Consider the following 17,709-nt stretch of genomic DNA (forward strand, 5'->3'; position numbering starts at 1 on the left):
TTGCCCAGAAACCGACTCGGGCCCGCAAAACTTGCGGCAGAAAAGCCACAGGTAAGGTCTTGCAGCGCGGGAGAAGCTTCGTAAGGCTGGAATTGTGGCAGATTTCAACGATAATGGGGCCAACGGAATCGTGGAATTGGGCCTGCTCAAGCCCCACGAAAGCTTGTTGTTGTCGATTGGAACCAAATCATGTCGTTGCTGAAAGTTACGCTGGGTATTTTGGCCGCTGGCCTGATGCTGTCGGGCTGCATGCAGGCCACGCATTTTGAAGCGACCGACACCAAGGCATTCAAGCCGAAGGACAAGGAACTCCTTGCCAAGGTTCGGTACGAGAACACCCCGGTCGCAGAGCCGTTCCGCCGCGCCATCGTCGAGTACCACCGCAAGGAATCGCCCGGCTCGATCGTGGTCGATTCCGACAACCATTACCTCTACTACGTCCTGGATGGCGGCAAGGCGATCCGCTACGGCATCACCGTCGGTGAAGAAGCCATGGCCTGGTCCGGCATTGCCAAGGTCGGCAGCATGACCGAATGGCCGGCCTGGCACCCGACCCCCGGCGAGATTTCGCGCCTGGGCGTGCCCACCTTCGTCGCCCCCGGTCCGGACAATCCGATGGGTTCGCGGGCGATGTATCTGTATTCGGGCGGCAAGGACACATTGTTCCGCATTCACGGCACAAATCAGCCGGAATATATCGGCGCCTCAATCTCGTCGGGCTGCATCCGCCTGACCAACGAGGACGCGATCGACCTCTATGGCCGGGTCAAGGTCGGCACCATCGTCGTGGTGCTCGAACCGAAGCATGGCGACTCGCCGTACAATTCGCGCCTTGCGCTCGGCGGCGGCGGAACTGGCCAGGCGGGCAGCTACTGATTGCCTCCTGATCTCTGACATTCAAAAGCGCCGGTTTCACCGGCGCTTTTTTGTTGCCGGCTTGTGCGGCTGGGCTTTGTGGCCCTCGGCCCCCGACTTGTCCGCAGGCGTAGGAGATTTCTCCGCCTCGTCGTCAACTCCTTGCTTCGTCTCGGGCTTTTCTTCAGGTTTGGCCGCGACCTCACGCGGCGGGGCCTCCTCGGGCCGTTCCGGCGGCAGGAGCGGCGCAACCTGCGGCAGGGGATCCCAGACGTTCCACTGGCAGATCCGGTAGTCGTTGCGCCGCTGCGCGAGGTCGAGATGGATATGGTCCTCATGGTACCAGTCCGAGCCGGGGCCGAGCACGGTCGAAAAGCGCGAGCAGACCGAATGCAGCACGCGCTCGCGCACCTCGCGTGGCATGGTGCGGTCGGTCAGGCCGATCGACTGCCCGTTAGCGAGCTTGATGGCGCGCACATCGATCGCGTTGGCCTTGCCGTGCTCGGACAGCATGGCGCCGGCAACGCGGTTGCGGCCGCGGCACTCGAAGCTGTCAAAATTGTCGAGATCGCTGATGGTCGAGCCGAGGCTCGCGGCCAGCGGCACCACGTCCTTGCGCACCCAATCGGCGATTGCGGACGCCATGGTGCAGCGGAGGATCGCCGCGGGCTTGACCGCCACCTTGCGCTTGTCCGGCAGCACGATGGCTTCGAGCCGCACCAGATCCTCACCGCCGCAGGCGCCCGGGCCGCGGATATCCGGGATCGAGGGCGCGATCGCGATCTCCTCGGTCAGCCCGAGGCGGCACGCCGAGGCCTGCTTCTCGGGCGGGGGGGCCTCCTCGGCGGGCTTGGTGCTGCCAGGTTTGTCCGGGGAAGGCTTGCCGCCGGTCTCCGGAGGAGCCTCGTCCGACGCCTTGGCCGATGCCTTGGGGGCCTCCTCGGGGCGAGGCCGCGGGAGCGGGATCTTGCCGGAGATATTGGCAGAATGAGCCGCCGCGCGCGGCCGTGGTGCAGCAATACCAAAGATGTCCAGCGGGGACCCATATTTGCGCGCCTCCGCCCGATCCGCGAGCCCGAGCACGACGGTAACCATTGCCGCGCCGATGGACATATAGCCGCGACAAGACCATTTGCGGCGAAAGGCGGGCAGGCTAAAACTCATGACAATTCTTTGGCCCAACGCTGAGAGCGACAATCCGCCCAGCGGCTTCTCGGAGGAACGACCGAATGCTTGGTTTGATGCAAGACTGGCCCCTGCTCTGCCACCGGATCATCGAACACGCCGCCAAGATTCATGGCAAGCAGGAGGTTGTGACGCGCTCGGTCGAGGGACCGATCCATCGCACCACCTATGCCGATATCCACAAGCGCGCGCTCAAGGTCTCGCAGGTGCTGGAGCGCGACGGCATCAAGCTCGGCGACCGTGTCGCAACGATCGCCTGGAACACCTGGCGCCATCTTGAAGTCTGGTACGGCATCATGGGGATCGGCGCCATCTGCCATACCGTCAATCCCCGCCTTTTCCCCGAGCAGATCGCCTGGATCATCAACCATGCGCAGGACCGCATCGTGATGACCGACATCACGTTCATTCCCGTCCTGGAGAAGATCGCCGACAAGCTGACAAGCGTGGAACGCTACGTCGTACTGACCGACAAGGCGCACATGCCGCAGACGACGCTGAAGAACGTGGTCGCCTACGAGGACTGGATTGCGGAGGCCGACGGCAAGTTTAAATGGAAGGACTTTGACGAGAACACGGCGGCCGCGATGTGCTACACATCGGGCACCACCGGCGATCCCAAGGGCGTGCTGTATTCGCATCGCTCCAACGTGCTGCATGCGCTGATGGCCAACAATGTCGATGCGCTCGGCACCAGCGCCTCCGAGACCATGCTTCCCGTGGTGCCGCTCTTCCACGCCAACAGCTGGGGCATCGCCTTCTCCGCGCCTTCGCAGGGCACCAAGCTCGTGATGCCCGGCGCCAAGCTCGACGGCGCCTCGGTGTATGAGCTGCTCTCGACCGAGAGGGTGACGCATACCGCCGGCGTGCCCACGGTGTGGCTGATGCTGCTCCAGCACATGACCGCGAACAATCTGAAACTGCCGGACCTGAAGATGGTGATCTGCGGCGGCTCGGCGATGCCGCGCTCGATGATCAAGGCCTTCCTCGACATGGGCTCGAACGTCCGCCACGCCTGGGGCATGACCGAGATGAGCCCGATCGGCAGCGTCGCGGCGCTGAAGCCGCCGTTCCAGAATGCGACGGGCGAGGCACGGCTCGACGTGCTGCAGATGCAGGGCTACGCGCCGTTCGCCGTCGAGATGAAGATCACCGACGATGCCGGCAAGGAACTGCCGTGGGACGGCACGACCTTCGGCCGCCTCAAGGTCGCCGGCCCGGCCGTCGCCAAGGCCTATTACCGGGTCGACACTGACATCCTCGACGAGGACGGCTTCTTCGACACCGGCGACGTCGCGACCATCGACGAGGCCGGCTACATGCGGATCACCGACCGTTCCAAGGACGTGATCAAGTCCGGCGGCGAATGGATCTCCTCGATCGAGCTGGAAAACCTCGCCGTCGGCCATCCAGCCGTGGCGGAAGCCGCCGTGATCGGGGTATTCCATCCCAAATGGGACGAGCGTCCGCTGCTGATCGTGCAGCTGAAGCAGGGCCAGCAGGCCAGCCGCGAGGACATCCTGAAGTTCATGGACGGCAAGATCGCCAAATGGTGGATGCCCGACGACGTTGCCTTCGTCGAAGGCATCCCGCATACGGCGACGGGCAAGATCCTGAAGACCGCGCTGCGCGACCAGTTTAGGGAGTACCGCTTCCCGAACGCGGCGGCGTAGGCGGCCACCACCGTCATGGCCGGGTCAAGCTCGGCCATGACGATGCAGCCTTCTGCGGAACGCTTGAATTTGCCCGCGGGCCGTGGTCTCAACGGCCCATCGTCGTGCCAGATCGGCCGGCACCGTCCCTAAGACCCCGGCAGAGCTCACCCGATGGCCCGCAGGTTTTCCGCTCCCTATCAGTCGGAGCCCGTGTCCAGCCTCGCGAGCTGGGCGCGCAATCTGGCCGTGTTCGCAGTGGTGGCGGTGGTGGTCTCGATCATCATCGTCCGGTTCGGCTTCCTGGAGATGAAGCCGGCACTCGCGACCTTCTTCGGCGGGCTCGGGATTGCGGCGCTCTCGATCCTGTTCGGGCTCGCCGGCTTCGCTGCGATCTGGCAGAACGGCTCGCGCGGCATGGCGCGCATCCTGCTTGCCTTCCTGATCGACGGCGCGATCCTCGCCTATCCAGCTTATCTCGGCCTGCAATACCGCAAGCTGCCGGCGATCCACGACATCACGACTGACCCGATCGACCCGCCGCGCTTCGACGCACTGGCCCGCCTGCGCACCGGCGATGGTGCCAACCCCGCGGTGTATGCCGGCCTCTATTCGGCCGAGCAGCAGCGTCAGTTCTATCCCGATATCGAGCCGATCGAACTCGAGATTTCAGTCGACCGCGCCTATGCGATCGCGCTTCAGCTCGTCAACAAGCGCAAATGGCTGGTGATCGACGAGCGCGCGCCGCAGCCGCCGCGCCGCATCGGCCGCATCGAGGCGGTGGCGCGCTCGCCGATCATGGGGTTCCGCGAGGACATCGCAATCCGCGTCGTGCCCGACGGCGAGGATTCCCGCGTCGATATCCGCTCCGCCTCGCGCTATTTCGAGAGTGACCTCGGCAGCAACGCCGCGCGCGTGAAGAAATTCATCGACGATCTCAACACCGCCGCCGATGCCGACGCACTCAAGCCGGTGAAGAAGACGCCGGTGGCGCCGCCCAAAGCGCCGGCGAAGACGGTGAAGAAGTAGGATTCTGTCATTCCGGGTTCGCGCTAACGCGCGCCCCGGAATGACGAGGGACTAGTTCGCCATCCGATAGGTCCCGCCAATCACGGGATCGCCGTCCGTCGCCACCACGCCGCGGGCGACCAGATCCTCCAGATGCGCCAGCACGGAATAACCCGCTGCCGTGGTGAGCCTCGGATCGATGCCGATATAGATCGCCCGGACCATGGTCGGGATGTCGGTCTCGCCCTTGGCAAGGCGGTGCAGGATAGAGGCCTCGCGCGCCTTGCGGTGACGGATCAGGAAACGCACGAAGCGCGGACCGTCGGGAATTTCGGGACCGTGACCGGAGAAATACACATCCTCCTCGCGCGCGGCGAGGCGATCCAGCGATTCCATGTAGTCGATCATCGAGCCGTCGGGCGGCGCCACGATCGAGGTCGACCATCCCATCACATGATCGCCGACGAAGTTGAACTTCCGCTCGGGCCAGGCGAACGCGAGGTGATTGGCGGTATGGCCGGGTGTCGCCACGGCCTCGAGCCGCCAGCCGTCTCCTTCGACGACGTCGCCATGGCCGATCCTGATATCGGGTGCGAAGTCGCGGTCGGCGCCGGATTCCGGGTTGTGCTTCTCGCTCTCGAAACGCGGGCGCGAGGCGCGGTGCGGGCCTTCGGCGTAAACAGGCGCGCCGGTCGCTTGCTTGATCCGCGCGGTGTTCGGCGAATGGTCGCGGTGGGTGTGGGTGACGAAGATATGGCTCACCGTCTCGCCGCTGACAGCATCGAGAAGGGCCGCCGCATGCGCCTCGTCGTCCGGACCGGGATCGATGATCGCGACGTTGCCTCGGCCCACGATGTAGCTGACGGTGCCGGTGAAAGTGAACGGGCTCGGATTGTTACAGAGCACCCGCCGCACGCCAGGACGGACTTCCTCGACGATGCCGGGCTTCAGCGGAAAGTCGCGGTTGAACGGGACGTCGTCATTGTCGGACATGGGACTTCCTGTAGCCAAACTCTCTGCCGTCATACCCCGCGAAAGCGGGGTATCCAGTACGCCGCGGCGGTCGAGACGAAGGCGAGGTCTCTGGGATACTGGATCGTCCGCCCCAGTGCGCAATGCGCACGAGGCGGACGATGACAGCGGAGCAAGGCAACTGCCATGGAATACATGGCAATCAGAAAAACGCCTGAATACCCGTGATCGCGCGGCCCAGGATCAGGGCGTGGACGTCGTGGGTGCCCTCGTATGTGTTGACGGTCTCGAGGTTATGGACGTGGCGCATCACGTGATACTCGATCGAGATGCCGTTGCCGCCGTGCATGTCGCGCGCGACGCGGGCGATGTCGAGCGCCTTGCCGCAATTGTTGCGCTTCATGATCGAGATCATCTCGGGCGCGAACTTGCCCTCGTCCATCAGGCGGCCGACGCGAAGCGAGCCCTGAAGGCCCAGCGCGATCTCGGTCTGCATGTCCGCGAGCTTCTTCTGCACGAGCTGGGTCGCAGCCAGCGGCTTGCCGAACTGCTTGCGGTCGAGCGTGTACTGGCGGGCGCGGTGCATGCAGTCCTCGGCCGCGCCGAGCACGCCCCAGGAAATGCCGTAGCGGGCGCGGTTGAGGCAGCCGAACGGGCCCTTCAGGCCGGAGACGTTGGGCAGCAGCGCGTCTTCCGGAACCACGACGCCGTCCATCACGACCTCGCCGGTGATGGAGGCGCGAAGCGACAGCTTGCCGCCGATCTTCGGTGCCGACAGGCCCTTCATGCCCTTCTCCAGCACGAAGCCGCGGATCTGGTTGTCGTGCGCGGCCGACTTGGCCCAGACCACGAACACGTCGGCGATCGGCGCGTTCGAGATCCACATCTTGCTGCCGGTCAGGCGATAGCCGTCCGAAACTTTCTCGGCGCGGGTTTTCATGCCGGCCGGATCGGAGCCGGCGTCAGGCTCGGTCAGCCCGAAGCAGCCGACCCACTCGCCGCTGGCGAGCTTCGGCAGGTACTTCTTGCGCTGGTTCTCGTCGCCATAGGCGTAGATCGGATACATCACCAGCGAGGACTGTACCGAGTTCATCGAGCGGTAGCCGGAATCGACCCGCTCGATCTCGCGCGCGACCAGACCATAGGCGACATAGCCTGCATTGGCGCAGCCATATTCCTCCGGCAACGTGATGCCGATCAGGCCGAGCTCGCCCATCTCGTTGAAGATCTCGCGATCCGTCTTCTCTTCGAGATAGGCCTTGGCAACGCGCGGCAGCAGCTTGTCCTGGGCGTAGGCGCGCGCGGTGTCGCGCACCATGCGCTCGTCTTCGGTGAGCTGCTCGTCGAGCAGGAACGGATCGTCCCATTGGAAAGAAGCCGAAGCCGGCTTGTCCTTGGCCTGAGGGCGCGCGGTCATGAAACGTCCTTTCGTCTGGTTCCGTCAAAATTTGCCCGACAACGTAAAGCGCCGCGGCAACAAGTGCAATTGCGTTGCAGATGATCGGGTCTGCGTGAATCCCGGGGACGAGCGAGGCTCACCTCGGGGGATGCGCTTCGCGCACCCTGAGATGACAGCGCTAGCTTTCGAGCAGCTCGTTGGCGACGATCTCGATGCCGAAGCCCGAAAGGCCCTTGTAGTCGTGCACCGAGGAGGTGAGATGCCGGATCGAGGTGACGCCGAGATCGCGCAGGATCTGCGCACCGACGCCGACTTCACGCCACTGGCGGTTGCGGTCGGCCTCGGTCGCGCTCTCATCGGGCAGCGGCGCCACGGGGACACCGGCCGCACCGTCGCGCAGATAGACCAGAACGCCACGGCCGGATTTCTTGAAGTGCTCGAGCACCGCCGCCATGCGCTTGTGGCCGGTGAAGATGTCCTTGACGATGTTCGGCTTGTGGAAGCGTGTCAGGACGTTCTTGCCGTCGCCGACGCCGTTGTAGACGAAGGCGACGTGGGCGATGGAATCGAACGGCGAGCGGTAGGCATAGCCCTGCAGCGGCCCGATCGGGCTCTCGGTGACGAAGGTCGAGACCCGCTCGATCAGCTTCTCGCGAACCTGGCGGTAGGCGATCATGTCGGCGATGGTGACGTGCTTGAGCTTGTGCTGGGCGGCGAAGCGGGCGACCTGCTCGCCCTTCATCACGCTGCCGTCGTCGTTCATCAACTCGCTGATGACGCCGACCGGCGGCAGGCCGGAGAGCTTGCACAGATCGACCGCGGCCTCGGTATGGCCGGAGCGCAGCAGCACGCCGCCATCCTTGGCGATCAGCGGGAAGATATGGCCGGGACGGGCGAAATCGTTGGCGCCGGCGTTGGGATTGGACAGCGCGCGGCAGCACGAGGCGCGCTCCTCGGCCGAGATGCCGGTGCCGCCGTCGGGCTTGTAGTCGATCGAAACCGTAAATGCGGTGGTGTGCGCGGAATCGTTGTGGGCCACCATCGGATCGAGCCGCAGGCGGCGCGCATCTTCGGTGGTGATCGGCGCGCAAACGATGCCGGAGGTGTGGCGGATGATGAACGCCATCTTCTCCGCGGTGCAGAACGAGGCGGCGACGATCAGATCGCCCTCACCCTCGCGGTCATCGTCGTCGGTGACGACCACGAGCTCACCCCGGGCAAAGGCCTGCAAGACTTCCTGGACGTTATCCGGCATTTCCCAATCTCTATCGGTTATGGCCCGGAGGCTTAGCCGGACTTGGCCCGGGGCGCTAGTGTCCCCGGCGCAACCACATATGCCGGACCGCAGCCCTGCCCGGCGGGCGGCTTGCACGGGCATACCAGGGATATGGGCGCGGAAAAGCCCGGTGAGAAGCCGGCCGGGCGCGGTCAGGGCAGCACTTCGCGCCGCTCGCCGAGCCGCTGATCGAGCTCGGCACGCTTGTCGGCCAACAGGCCGGCTTGGGCGGCCTCGATCACCGTGAACAACTCATGAGCGTCGCTGAGCCGGGTCACGGTGACATAGCTGGCGCCGGCCGCGTAGAGTTCGCCTACATCCGACAACAGATCGGCCGTGGCAACGATCATGGCGGTCGGGTTGAGGGTGCGAACGTGGCGGACCAGCTTCTCGTTGCTGGCACCCTTCAGAAGCGCATCCGGTACGCTGAGGATGATCATCTCGGACTTGCCGACGCCAGCATGGAGCAGCGTGTCGGCGCTGCTGATATCGCCATAGATCACGTGCAGGCCGCGCGAAAGCAGCGTCTGGTACACATTGGGGTTGAAGTCGATCACGGTGATCTGCTCGAGCAGCACCGGGGCCTGCCGTTCGATCTCGGCCAGCAGCGCGCTCGCCGCACGGAAAAAGCCGAGGATGACGATGCGGCGCGCCTCGCCATGGCCTTCGTGCCCTTCCTCGCCATGGCCGTTGCCGTGGTCGAGATCGCGCAGGCCGATCCGCTTGAGGGGGCCGATCGCCCAGCGGGTGATCTCGTCGCTGCGGGTCATCACGAAGGTCGAGAGCACGGCCAGCACCACGAAGGCGAAGGAGGCCGCATTCGCCGTCTGGGCTGCGATGTGGTGGTCGGCGACGCCGGTCTGGATCACCACCAGCGAGAACTCGGAGATCTGCGCGAGATTCAGGGCCGGCAACAGGCTAGCGCGCAGGCCCTGCTTCATCAGATAGAGCGGGGCGAAAGTGGTGACGAGGCGGCTCACCACCGTGAACGCCGCGATCATCAGGGCAAGCCCGATCACGGAGAGCCCGGGCACGGGAATGGTCATGCCGAGCGCGACGAAGAACAGCGTGATGAAGAAATCGCGTAGCGTCGTGACCTTAGCCGTGACGTCGAGCGCGTAGGGAAAGGTCGAGAGCGAGACGCCGGCGATCAGGGCGCCCATCTCGCGCGACAGCGACAGCCGCTCGGCAGTCTCGGCGACCAGGAAGCACCAGGCGAGCGCGCCGAGCAGGATCAGCTCGGGGCGGCGGGCGATCTGGTGAAACAGGCGCGGCAGCACGTAGCGGCTCACCAGCAGGGCGGCGGCGACCAATACCGCGACGCGGCCGATCGAGAGCAGGATGACGCTGATTTCCAGATTGGCAAGGCTCGGCTGCACCGCCAGGAACAGGATGGCGAAGATGTCCTGGAGCACCAACACGCCGAGGGTGATGCGGCCCGGCAGCGTGTCGAGCTCGCGCTTCTCGTAGAGCACTTTGACGATGATGACGGTGCTCGACAGCGCGCAGGCGACACAGAGATAAACCGCGTCGAACTGGCCCCCACCGAGCGACAGGCCGATGCCGACGAAGAACAGCACCCCGAGCAGACAGCCGCCGAGGAGCTGTCCGCCCGCCGCGAACAGGATGACCTTTCCGGCCCGCACGATCTTCTTCAGGTCGATCTCCAGGCCGATCATGAACAGCATGAAGATCAGGCCGAGCTCGGAGATGACGCTGATCGATTCCTGCGACTTGACCCAGCCGGCGCCAAATGGACCAATGCAGAAGCCGGCGATAAGATAGGCCAGGATCAACGGTTGCCTGGAGAAGTGGGCAAGCAAGCCCAACATCCAGGCAAACAGGATACAGAGAGTGATGTCGCGAATGAGCTCGTGCATGCCAGATTGGTCCGTTTTGCCGCACCCTAGTGATCGAGTGCGGCGCGGCAAGCGAGCAATTCGTCACATGCGGATGGGGCTCGCCATTGCAATGCTGCTATGTCCCCTCGCCTCCTCCATCCCCGCAGACGCTCAATCCAAGGTGAATATCGAACAAAGCTTTGCCGATTCCCTCACCGCACTGCCGAAAGAAGAACTCGTCGTCTCCGGCGGGTTCTATGTGCCCGCCTATTCCAGCGTCGCAATGAGCCAGGGCAAGCTGCGCGTCGACTTCTCGGTGACCCTGAGCGTGCACAACGCCTCCGAGACGCAAGCACTGGTGGTCAAACGCATCGCCTATTTCGACACCGCAGGCAGGCAGGTCGAGAGCTATCTGAAGGCGCCCGTCGCGTTGAAGCCCCTCGCCACCGTCTCGATCTTCATTCCGACCGACGACGTACGCGGCGGGACGGGAGCCAATTTCCTCGTCGACTGGGCCGCAACAAGCGAGATCGCCGAGCCTGCCGTCGAGGCCTTGATGGTTGGCGGCGTCGCCAATGCGCATTACGCTTTCATCAGCCAGGGTCGTCCGACCCGGACGGTCGGCAAGAAATAAGTAAGAAGCACGACTGACCTGCGCAAAGCCGGCAGCCTGACAAGAATAGAATGAGGAACGCTCCCATGACGTCCAGCTTCGATTTTGCGCCCCTGTTTCCCGCAGGGCTGCCGGCCCCCTCTGCGCGCTGGACGGGTCTCGCCAAATACAGTTTTGTCGGCGGCAACAACGATTCCGAGCAGCTGCCGCTCGATCATCTGATCGAGGCGGCCAACATGGCTCTGCAACGCGAAGGCCGCTCGCTCGCCACTTACGGGCTGGCACATGGCCCCCAGGGCTATCTGCCCTTGCGCGAATTCCTGGTGACGAAACTCAAGCGCGATGCCGGCATCAACTGCACGGTCGACGATCTCCTGATCGTCTCCGGCTCGCTGCAGGCGCTCGACCTCGTCAACGCCACGCTGCTGACGCGCGGCGATACCGTGATCTTCGAGCAGGATAGCTATCAGGGCTCGCTGACCCGTTTGGCGCGGCTCGGGGTCAATGTGGTTGGCATCCCCCTCGACAAGGACGGCATGCGCATGGACGTGCTGGCCACGATGCTTGCCGACCTCAAGGGCCGCGGCATCCGGCCGAAGTACATCTACACCATTCCGACCGTGCAGAACCCGACCGGCAGCATCATGCCGGAGGGCCGCCGCACGGAGCTGTTGCGGCTGTCGGCAGACTACGGCGTGCCCATCTTCGAAGACGATTGCTATGCCGATCTGGTCTGGTCAGGACAGCGGCCGCCGGCGATCCATGCGATGAGCCGGAACGGCGGCGTGATCCATATCGGCTCGTTCTCGAAGTCGATCGCGCCCGCGCTGCGCGTCGGCTTCATCGTCGCGCCCTGGGATGTGATGTCGCGGATGCTGGCGCTGAAGACGGACGCCGGCTCCGGCGCACTGGAGCAGATGGTGCTCGCCGCCTATTGCAAGCCGCATTTCTCGACCCACGTGCCGGCGCTGACGAAGGCACTGCGCACCAAGCTCGACACGCTGATGGAGGCCGTCAACGAGCAGTTCGGGACGGCCGCCGAATTCGAGGAGCCGAAGGGCGGCATCTTCCTTTGGGTGAAGCTGCCCGATCAGGTCGATACGCTGAAGCTGTATCAGGCCGCGCTTGCCGCCGGCGTATCGATCAATCCGGGGCCGGAATGGTCGACTGACAAAAACCACTCCAGATCGCGACTGCGGCTGTGCTTTGCGAGCCCCTCGCATCAGCAGATCCGCGAGGGCGTCGCCGTGCTGGCCGAGATCTGCCGCAAGGAGTTCGGCGTGCCGGCCCGCAGCGCCAATGTGGAGAAGCGGGCCTGAGCCTTCAGACGATCTGGGGCTGGCTGCCGTGGATCGCGGAGGCCAGCCGCAGCAGCAGCACGATCGAGACGTTGCCCTTGCCGGCCTCGATCTGGGCGATGTAGCGCTCGGAAATCCCGGAGCGGCGGGCCAGCTCCCGGCGCGACAGGACGCAGCGCATGCGTGAGGACTTCAAGCGGTCGCCCAGCTCGGCCAGAAACGCGGTCTCGGAATAAGGCGGCACGGCACAGCTCCCCGGCAGCACCTCGCCTGCGAAATCCCTGACTTGATTCAGCATCGGTCTATCCAATTTCGCCTTCGGGAACGCCATCCTACTCCGGAAGCGGCCGGCCTCATTGACGCGGATCAAATTCGCGCGCGAATGGCGGTCAGCGTGGACGATCGCGCGTGGGATGCTACACTTCGGAATTATTCGGAGGTGGGGCTCATCAGGACATGACGAGTTGTTTGAGCCGCTGGATTGCGGCAGCAGTGCTGTGGGTTGCGTTCACGCCCGCGGCCGGTGCCGAATCGCTTGCGACGACCGTCGAGCAATGGGGCCTGCTCGGCTCATGGGCGGTCGACTGCGCGGCCCGGCCCGACCGCGACAAGGGCGCGCTCTTGATTTACGAGATCCGGAAGGACGGAAGGGTGATGTACCGGCGCAATTTCGGCGAGGCCAAGGACGAAAACGAAGTGGTATCGGCGATGATCAGCGCCGACGGCCTGCTCAATGTGATGGTGTACTTCCCCTTGCTGCAGCAGACCCGCGAGTTTGGCCTGCTCCTCTCGAAGCAAGGCAGCTTGCGCGCAATCTACAATCGCAGCCAACGCGGCGAGTACACGATCAGGGACGGCAAATACGTCGCCACCGGCGCGCCAACGCCTGCACAACAGCGCTGCGATTAACCCACCTGAACAGGCGTTCAGAATTCTCCTGCGATTCCTCCGGAACGTTCCCGCGAATGCGCCGTTTAGATTTGCATTCCATTGGAGGAGGACATCATGAAGAAGTTTGGTTGTGTGCTTGCCGCTGTCGGCGCGCTCGCTGTTGCATTGCCGACGCTCGCCAGCGCGGAGACGGTGGTGATCAAGCGCGGAGGTCATCATCACGGCATGTATGGCGCCCGCGCCGAATACGGCATGCATCGCGATCACGGTTGGCATCGCGGCTGGCACAATCGCGACCGCGTCGTCGTGATCAAGCGTGGCCACCGTCACCATTGGGACTAATGCGCAACGCAATATGGAAATGGCCCCTCACGGGGCCATTTCTTTGCGTTCTTTCTTCCTTCTCCCCTTGTGGGAGAAGGTGGCGCGAAGCGCCGGATGAGGGGTATTCCTCGGCGAATTCAAACTGACAAATGTGCACGCGGAGAGAGACGGTGCGCTCAGCGACGACTCTCAGTCCCACGCCGGTGCGAAACCGGGATTGACGCAGCGTCTGTCCTTCGGCAGCGCGGCGATCTTGTTGCGGTCGGCATCGTCGAGCGTGATCTTCAGCGCGTCGAGATTGGCCTGCTGGCTCTCTCGGCGCGACGCCTTCGGGATCGCGGCGACGCCGTCCTGATCGAGCAGCCATTTCAGCGCGATCTGAGCTGCAGTTGCATTGTGCCTGGCGCCGATCTCGGCCAGCACCTCATCTGACGCGACGCGCCCCTGTGCCAACGGGCAATAGGCGACCAGCGGGATCGATTTGGCGTTGAGATAAGCCAGCACCTTCGATTGATCGAGCATGGCGTGATATTCGATCTGATTGCAGGCGATCGGCGCCTTGATGTCCTCGACCACGATCTTGAGCAGCGCCGTGGTGAAATTGGCGACGCCGATCGCCCGCGTGCGCCCCTCCTCCTTCAGCTTCATCAGGGTCTCGAACACCGCGCCCCAGTTCGCGGCTTTCGACGGCCAGTGCACGAGATAAAGGTCGACATGGTCGAGCCCGAGCTTGGTCAGGCTGGTGTCGAAGGCGCGGCGGATGGCGTCGGGGCTGAGGTTCTCGTGCCAGACCTTTGTCGTGACGTGCAGCTCGCCGCGCGGCAGCCGGGCCGCGGCGAGCGCCGCGCCGATCGGCTCTTCGTTGCCGTACATCTCGGCGGTATCGATATGGCGATAGCCGATCGACAGCGCGCTCTCGACCGCCGCACGGCAGGCATCGCCCTGCATGCGGAAAGTCCCGAGGCCGAGCTTGGGCATGCTGATGCCCTGGGTCTTGAGATTATCCATGAAAAGGCTCCTGACATCGTTCAGCCCGCCGGAGGCCAGCAGCGATGCTGCGTGAGCAGACTCTTCGGGGATGGAAAAGAGGTGGCGGGAACGGACAGCATAGCGCGGGAGGCGCACGGCGGCCAATCAAGATCGGGTTAGCGACCTAGGAATGCTGCGCCACCACGGCTGGACGCGCCTGCGGCTGCGGCACGATATCGACCGACCAGAGGTCCCGGTTCTCGATGTCCTTCAGCGTTACGGTCATGACGCCGGTCCGGCCATCGATGTCGACCTTGCCGAAGAACTGCAGTCCGAAACAGGGCGCGAGGTTTTCGCCCTGCGCCTCACTGCACCCGTTCTGGTACATCGCGACCGGACCAAAGGTATCGTCGAGTTTGCCCGGGCCCCAGGTGCCGGCATGCAAGGGTCCCGAGACGAACTCCCAGAACGGTTCGAACTCCTGGAATTGCGCCCTGTTCGGATCGTAGTAATGCGCGGCGGTGTAATGCATGTCGGCGGTGAGCCAGACGATGTTGCGAATTCCGGCGCGCTTGATGGACGCAAGAAGATCGGCGATCTCGTGCTCGCGCCGGTCGGGCGGCCCACTCCCCAGCGCGACCGCATCGAGGCTGACCAGGCCGATCGGCAGGTCGGCCGCGATCACCTTCCAGGTCGCGCGCGAGGCCGCGAGCTCACGCTTCAGCCAGGCGAGCTGTTCGGCGCCCAGGATCCAGCCGCGGTGATCATCACCCTTGTTCCAGCTCTCGTCGCGATAGCTGCGCATGTCGATCATGAAGACGTCGAGCAGCGGACCATAGGCGATCTTGCGATAGACCCGCCCCTTTCGCGCGCCGATGTCGCGGATCGGCATGAAGTCGAAGAAGGCGCGGCGGGCACGCGCGACCAGGCGCGGGGTGCCGTCATCCTCATGACCGGCCTCGTCGTAGCTGCCGGTCGGCGACCAGTCGTTGGTGACTTCGTGATCGTCCCACTGCGCGAACATCGGCACTTCGGCATGGAAGGCGCGGAAGTGCTCGTCGAGATGGTTGTATTTGTAATTGCCGCGGAACTGCGCCAGCGTGTGCGCGACCTCGGATTTCTCCTCGGTCACGACGTTGCGCCATATCTCGCCGTTCGGCAGCTTCTGCTCGGAGGGGATCGTGCAGTCGGCGTAGATGTGATCGCCGGAGTGGATGAAGAAGTCCGGGCGATTGTCGAGCATGGTGCGATAGCTGCGATAGCCGCCGCGCGATGTGTCGATGCCCCAGCCCTGCCCCGCGGTGTCGCCGGACCACAGGAACGAGATCGACCGGCCGGCAGCCGGCGCAGTGCGGAAGTGGCCGACGCGGCTTTCGCCGGCGATGCCGGTCGCGATGTCGTCGAAGCGCACACGATAGAAGATGTCCTGCCCGGGCGGCAGATCGTTCAGCAGCACTTTCGAGGTGAAGTCAGCATCGGGCGACGCATCGCGCGAAGCCGACGCAATGATCGTCTTGAAGCTCTCCACGGTCGAATAGTCCACCCGCATCCGCGCCGGCCGGTCGGCGCGCGCCCAGATCACCGCGGAGCCATCCGAGACGTCGCCGGACTGGATGCCGCCTGCGAGCTGCGGACGATCAGCGGCGCGGCTGAGATGTGGCGTTGCGAGCGCGGCAACGGTGAGGCTCGAGGTGGAACGGACCAGGAATTGCCGCCGGGTCCAGGCGCGCGAGGCGCGGAGCGCTACCATTCAGGAAACCTTCGTCGACTAGCGACGGAAGGTGCCTGCGTCGTTTGACCCCCGGCTTACGGTTTCTTGACCGCGGGCCTACGGTTTTACGACGTGCGGATGACGCTCGGAACTGACCTAATGCTTCCAGTTGCAGATGCCGCCGCTGCGGCACGGCCAGGTCTGGATGCGGGTGTCCATCGCCTGCGCGTCGAGCGGATTGCCGTGACGATGCGCGAGCTTGGTGCGCGCCGCGCCGCGCGGGTGCGCGGGCTTGGCGTGCGCAACCTTCGGCTCCGACACGCGCACGCGTTCGGCGGCGACCCTCTTCGGCACGTCGACCGGCTCGGCGCGCGCCTGCGCCTCGTTGCCGCCGCGCGCCTCCAGCGCGACCGGCGCGAACTGGGTTTCGGGCCCCAGCCGCTTCGGCGACAACACCGCCTTCGAAAGATCGAGGCCGAGATATTCGTCGGGCTTGTAGTCGTCAGCGCGCGCGACGCCGGCCCATGCGAGCACGAGGACAACGGCCATTGCAAAAGGAGCGCTCTTCATAATCACGGACGCCTCCTGAAATCGATTGTTAAGAGGTAATTTACCTCTATTTAGGAGGCGTCGCGCGCAATTCCAGCGGTCAACTGCCGCCGTGGTTAAGAAGTTTGGCGGTGTCAGGCGACCTTTCGCGGTGCACCCGTCTCTTCAAGAAACCCCATTAGACGGGTACGGATGATGGTTTCCGCCTCAGCCATGATCCTGTCGACGAGTTCCTTGCAAGTGGGGATGTCGTGGATGAGGCCTGCGACCATGCCGCAGCTCCACGCGCCCGCGTCCATCTGCCCGTCCAACATGATCCTGGGATAAACGCCCGCGACCTGGTCGTGGATGTCGTCGATCTTCAGCTTGTCGCCCTTCTCGCGTTCGATCTCGAGCAGGCGGTCGACATTGGCGTTCTTCAGCACGCGCTCGGTGTTGCGCAGGCTCCGCATGATCAGGCGGGTGTCGAGTTCGGTCGCGGCGACCAGCGCGTTCTTGACGTTCTGATGCACCGGCGCTTCCTTGGTGGCGATGAAGCGCGTGCCCATGTTCATGCCGGCCGCCCCCAGCGACAGCGCCGCGACGAGGCTGCGGCCGTCGGCCATGCCGCCGGACGCGACGAACGGAATCTTCAATTCCTCCGCCGCGCGCGGCAACAGGATCATGTTGGGAATGTCGTCCTCGCCGGGATGGCCGCCGCACTCAAAGCCGTCGACGCTGACGGCGTCGCATCCGATGCGCTCGGCCTTCAGCGAGTGGCGCACCGACGTGCATTTGTGGATGACCTTGATCCCGGCGGCCTTCAGCGCGGGCATGTAGGCTTCCGGGCTGCGGCCGGCGGTCTCCACGGACTTGATGCCGCCTTCGACGATGGCGGCAATGTATTCCGGATAAGGCGGCGCGGCGAAGGTCGGCAGGAAAGTGAGGTTCACGCCGAACGGCTTGTCGGTCATGTCGCGGCAACGCGCGATCTCTTTTGCCAGCAGCTCCGGCGTCTTCTGCGTGAGACCGGTGATGATGCCGAGCCCGCCGGCATTGGAGACGGCAGCCGCCAGCTCGGCAAAGCCGACGAAATGCATGCCGCCCTGAATGATGGGGTGCTCGATGCCGAACAGTTCGGTGATCGCGGTCTTCACTTAAATTACCTCCCGGGCTTTTGCTTGACG

17 protein-coding genes are annotated in these 17,709 nt (G+C 64.4%); 7 read left to right on the top strand and 10 right to left on the bottom strand.

Translation table 11 applies throughout. From position 1 onward, the window contains the following. The first annotated feature begins 189 nt into the window (after positions 1 to 189). On the top strand, positions 190 to 876 hold the full coding sequence (locus tag ABIB80_RS10110) for a L,D-transpeptidase (RefSeq protein ID WP_007594711.1): 687 nt from the start codon (positions 190 to 192) through the stop codon (positions 874 to 876). A 36-nt stretch (positions 877 to 912) separates the two neighbouring features. Here the strand turns inward: ABIB80_RS10110 and ABIB80_RS10115 are convergent, their stop codons facing one another. Further along, positions 913 to 2,019, bottom strand: a complete 1,107-nt coding sequence (locus tag ABIB80_RS10115) for an extensin family protein (protein WP_354127318.1) — start codon at positions 2,017 to 2,019, stop codon at positions 913 to 915. A gap of 65 nt (positions 2,020 to 2,084) precedes the next feature. Here ABIB80_RS10115 and ABIB80_RS10120 point away from each other — a divergent pair, with 65 nt between their 5' ends. Beyond that, a complete protein-coding gene (locus tag ABIB80_RS10120) occupies positions 2,085 to 3,713 on the top strand; it encodes a fatty-acid--CoA ligase (RefSeq protein ID WP_354127319.1) in 1,629 nt (542 codons plus the stop codon). 153 nt (positions 3,714 to 3,866) lie between these two features. After that, entirely contained in the window at positions 3,867 to 4,721 is an 855-nt protein-coding gene (locus ABIB80_RS10125; protein WP_354127320.1) for a DUF1499 domain-containing protein, read from the top strand. A gap of 51 nt (positions 4,722 to 4,772) precedes the next feature. On the opposite strand, the gene ABIB80_RS10130 is transcribed toward ABIB80_RS10125, so the two are convergent. From ABIB80_RS10130 to ABIB80_RS10145, 4 genes are all read right to left on the bottom strand, one after another. Continuing rightward, a complete protein-coding gene (locus ABIB80_RS10130; protein WP_354127321.1) occupies positions 4,773 to 5,693 on the bottom strand; it encodes an MBL fold metallo-hydrolase in 921 nt (306 codons plus the stop codon). Between the two features lie 181 nt (positions 5,694 to 5,874). Then, complete coding sequence (locus ABIB80_RS10135) at positions 5,875 to 7,089, bottom strand: acyl-CoA dehydrogenase (RefSeq protein ID WP_007594720.1); 1,215 nt, start codon at positions 7,087 to 7,089, stop codon at positions 5,875 to 5,877. 160 nt (positions 7,090 to 7,249) lie between these two features. Further along, positions 7,250 to 8,326, bottom strand: coding sequence for a 3,4-dihydroxy-2-butanone-4-phosphate synthase (gene ribB, locus ABIB80_RS10140; protein WP_007607359.1), 1,077 nt, complete (start codon positions 8,324 to 8,326; stop codon positions 7,250 to 7,252). A 173-nt stretch (positions 8,327 to 8,499) separates the two neighbouring features. After that, positions 8,500 to 10,227, bottom strand: a complete 1,728-nt coding sequence (locus tag ABIB80_RS10145; protein ID WP_354127322.1) for a cation:proton antiporter domain-containing protein — start codon at positions 10,225 to 10,227, stop codon at positions 8,500 to 8,502. A gap of 67 nt (positions 10,228 to 10,294) precedes the next feature. On the opposite strand from ABIB80_RS10145, the gene ABIB80_RS10150 reads away from it, so the two are divergent. Further along, positions 10,295 to 10,822 (top strand): DUF3124 domain-containing protein, encoded by a 528-nt coding sequence (locus tag ABIB80_RS10150; RefSeq protein ID WP_354127323.1) that lies wholly within the window; start codon positions 10,295 to 10,297, stop codon positions 10,820 to 10,822. Between the two features lie 65 nt (positions 10,823 to 10,887). Then, positions 10,888 to 12,120 carry an aminotransferase-like domain-containing protein gene (locus ABIB80_RS10155; RefSeq protein ID WP_354127324.1) on the top strand — a complete coding sequence of 411 codons (1,233 nt, stop codon included), beginning with the start codon at positions 10,888 to 10,890 and terminating at the stop codon, positions 12,118 to 12,120. A gap of 4 nt (positions 12,121 to 12,124) precedes the next feature. Here the strand turns inward: ABIB80_RS10155 and ABIB80_RS10160 are convergent, their stop codons facing one another. After that, entirely contained in the window at positions 12,125 to 12,397 is a 273-nt protein-coding gene (locus ABIB80_RS10160; RefSeq protein ID WP_219678604.1) for a helix-turn-helix domain-containing protein, read from the bottom strand. A 158-nt stretch (positions 12,398 to 12,555) separates the two neighbouring features. Here ABIB80_RS10160 and ABIB80_RS10165 point away from each other — a divergent pair, with 158 nt between their 5' ends. Both ABIB80_RS10165 and ABIB80_RS10170 read left to right on the top strand, forming a co-directional pair. Then, positions 12,556 to 13,008: a hypothetical protein gene (locus ABIB80_RS10165; protein WP_354127325.1), complete on the top strand. Its 453-nt coding sequence runs from the start codon at positions 12,556 to 12,558 to the stop codon at positions 13,006 to 13,008. A gap of 96 nt (positions 13,009 to 13,104) precedes the next feature. Next, on the top strand, positions 13,105 to 13,332 hold the full coding sequence (locus ABIB80_RS10170) for a hypothetical protein (RefSeq protein WP_354127326.1): 228 nt from the start codon (positions 13,105 to 13,107) through the stop codon (positions 13,330 to 13,332). Positions 13,333 to 13,503: 171 nt separating this feature from the next. On the opposite strand, the gene ABIB80_RS10175 is transcribed toward ABIB80_RS10170, so the two are convergent. From ABIB80_RS10175 to ABIB80_RS10190, 4 genes are all read right to left on the bottom strand, one after another. Further along, a complete protein-coding gene (locus ABIB80_RS10175; RefSeq protein ID WP_354127327.1) occupies positions 13,504 to 14,322 on the bottom strand; it encodes an aldo/keto reductase in 819 nt (272 codons plus the stop codon). A gap of 145 nt (positions 14,323 to 14,467) precedes the next feature. Beyond that, positions 14,468 to 16,033 carry an alkaline phosphatase D family protein gene (locus ABIB80_RS10180; protein ID WP_354127328.1) on the bottom strand — a complete coding sequence of 522 codons (1,566 nt, stop codon included), beginning with the start codon at positions 16,031 to 16,033 and terminating at the stop codon, positions 14,468 to 14,470. Positions 16,034 to 16,150: 117 nt separating this feature from the next. Continuing rightward, positions 16,151 to 16,543 carry a hypothetical protein gene (locus tag ABIB80_RS10185; RefSeq protein ID WP_246648483.1) on the bottom strand — a complete coding sequence of 131 codons (393 nt, stop codon included), beginning with the start codon at positions 16,541 to 16,543 and terminating at the stop codon, positions 16,151 to 16,153. A gap of 134 nt (positions 16,544 to 16,677) precedes the next feature. Next, positions 16,678 to 17,679, bottom strand: a complete 1,002-nt coding sequence (locus ABIB80_RS10190; RefSeq protein WP_027568692.1) for an NAD(P)H-dependent flavin oxidoreductase — start codon at positions 17,677 to 17,679, stop codon at positions 16,678 to 16,680. Positions 17,680 to 17,709 lie beyond the last annotated feature (30 nt).

The organism is Bradyrhizobium sp. i1.15.2, from assembly GCF_040548425.1.
In the GTDB taxonomy this organism is placed as follows: Bacteria; Pseudomonadota; Alphaproteobacteria; order Rhizobiales; family Xanthobacteraceae; genus Bradyrhizobium; species Bradyrhizobium canariense.

What these genes read in the sequence shown, in the direction of transcription:
- ABIB80_RS10110 (WP_007594711.1), top strand. Translation starts at nt 190, where the DNA reads ATGTCGTTGCTGAAAGTTACGCTGGGTATTTTGGCCGCTGGCCTGATG.
- ABIB80_RS10115 (WP_354127318.1), bottom strand. Translation starts at nt 2,019, where the DNA reads ATGAGTTTTAGCCTGCCCGCCTTTCGCCGCAAATGGTCTTGTCGCGGC.
- ABIB80_RS10120 (WP_354127319.1), top strand. Translation starts at nt 2,085, where the DNA reads ATGCTTGGTTTGATGCAAGACTGGCCCCTGCTCTGCCACCGGATCATC.
- ABIB80_RS10125 (WP_354127320.1), top strand. Translation starts at nt 3,867, where the DNA reads ATGGCCCGCAGGTTTTCCGCTCCCTATCAGTCGGAGCCCGTGTCCAGC.
- ABIB80_RS10130 (WP_354127321.1), bottom strand. Translation starts at nt 5,693, where the DNA reads ATGTCCGACAATGACGACGTCCCGTTCAACCGCGACTTTCCGCTGAAG.
- ABIB80_RS10135 (WP_007594720.1), bottom strand. Translation starts at nt 7,089, where the DNA reads ATGACCGCGCGCCCTCAGGCCAAGGACAAGCCGGCTTCGGCTTCTTTC.
- ribB (WP_007607359.1), bottom strand. Translation starts at nt 8,326, where the DNA reads ATGCCGGATAACGTCCAGGAAGTCTTGCAGGCCTTTGCCCGGGGTGAG.
- ABIB80_RS10145 (WP_354127322.1), bottom strand. Translation starts at nt 10,227, where the DNA reads ATGCACGAGCTCATTCGCGACATCACTCTCTGTATCCTGTTTGCCTGG.
- ABIB80_RS10150 (WP_354127323.1), top strand. Translation starts at nt 10,295, where the DNA reads ATGCGGATGGGGCTCGCCATTGCAATGCTGCTATGTCCCCTCGCCTCC.
- ABIB80_RS10155 (WP_354127324.1), top strand. Translation starts at nt 10,888, where the DNA reads ATGACGTCCAGCTTCGATTTTGCGCCCCTGTTTCCCGCAGGGCTGCCG.
- ABIB80_RS10160 (WP_219678604.1), bottom strand. Translation starts at nt 12,397, where the DNA reads ATGCTGAATCAAGTCAGGGATTTCGCAGGCGAGGTGCTGCCGGGGAGC.
- ABIB80_RS10165 (WP_354127325.1), top strand. Translation starts at nt 12,556, where the DNA reads ATGACGAGTTGTTTGAGCCGCTGGATTGCGGCAGCAGTGCTGTGGGTT.
- ABIB80_RS10170 (WP_354127326.1), top strand. Translation starts at nt 13,105, where the DNA reads ATGAAGAAGTTTGGTTGTGTGCTTGCCGCTGTCGGCGCGCTCGCTGTT.
- ABIB80_RS10175 (WP_354127327.1), bottom strand. Translation starts at nt 14,322, where the DNA reads ATGGATAATCTCAAGACCCAGGGCATCAGCATGCCCAAGCTCGGCCTC.
- ABIB80_RS10180 (WP_354127328.1), bottom strand. Translation starts at nt 16,033, where the DNA reads ATGGTAGCGCTCCGCGCCTCGCGCGCCTGGACCCGGCGGCAATTCCTG.
- ABIB80_RS10185 (WP_246648483.1), bottom strand. Translation starts at nt 16,543, where the DNA reads ATGGCCGTTGTCCTCGTGCTCGCATGGGCCGGCGTCGCGCGCGCTGAC.